The 701-nt window shown below is 37.5% G+C and carries 1 protein-coding gene; it reads left to right on the top strand.

The window, feature by feature from the left end; all coding sequences use genetic code 11:
- Positions 1 to 282 precede the first annotated feature (282 nt).
- Positions 283 to 639, top strand: a complete 357-nt coding sequence (locus BK127_RS42270) for a CPCC family cysteine-rich protein (protein ID WP_256711716.1) — start codon at positions 283 to 285, stop codon at positions 637 to 639.
- Positions 640 to 701: the final 62 nt, after the last annotated feature.

The following is a 701-nucleotide window of genomic DNA, read 5'->3' on the forward strand; positions in this document are numbered from 1 at the left end:
TCGTAGATTCGCTCCTGTCTGATGTTTTCATTCTACTAGCCCCTATTTTTTCTGTCCAATTTACTGTAGCCGATCCAGGGCGCTTCATATTGATTCTGATCAGTATTTACTTACCGAACTTCAGGAAGATGTAAATTTAGGATATAGAACACAAAAAGATATTGAGTGTATTAAGAAAAAAGCATATAGGATTGACCCAATAAATTTGAGTGGTACATTCGATACAGTTTTTAATGTGAAAGTCGGGCATGTTTGGGTAGGTGAGATGAAGGAGCAACTAATATGCACAGATTTAATTGTCCTTGTTGTAACTATCCCACACTGGAGGAAAGACGAGGTTGGGAGATATGTTGTTTATGTAACTGGGAAGATGATGGAAAAGATGATCCCCTCGCAGATAAAGTTTGGGGCGGTCCAAATCCGGACTATTCACTTACAGAGGCTAGGGAGAACTTCAAGAAACGCTACATCATGTATAGAGATAGACGAAGAATCCTAAAACAAACGAATAAAGAAATTCAAACAAAGAGAAATTTAATTAATGCATTTGAAAAACTTAGAACCGCAAATAATGAATCTACCCAACAAATATGGCAGGAAATCGACTCCTTCGAAAAGGAACTATATAAGTTGAACTAAAATTGTTCAGGAAGTTGGTTGGTTTCCAAGCGAAGACATAGACGATCAATAATCGTCTGGGC

The sequence above is a fragment of the Paenibacillus sp. FSL H7-0331 genome, from assembly GCF_001956045.1.

Bases quoted from the DNA above. Each gene is read 5' to 3' on its own strand.
- BK127_RS42270 (WP_256711716.1), top strand. From the start codon at position 283: ATGCACAGATTTAATTGTCCTTGTTGTAACTATCCCACACTGGAGGAA.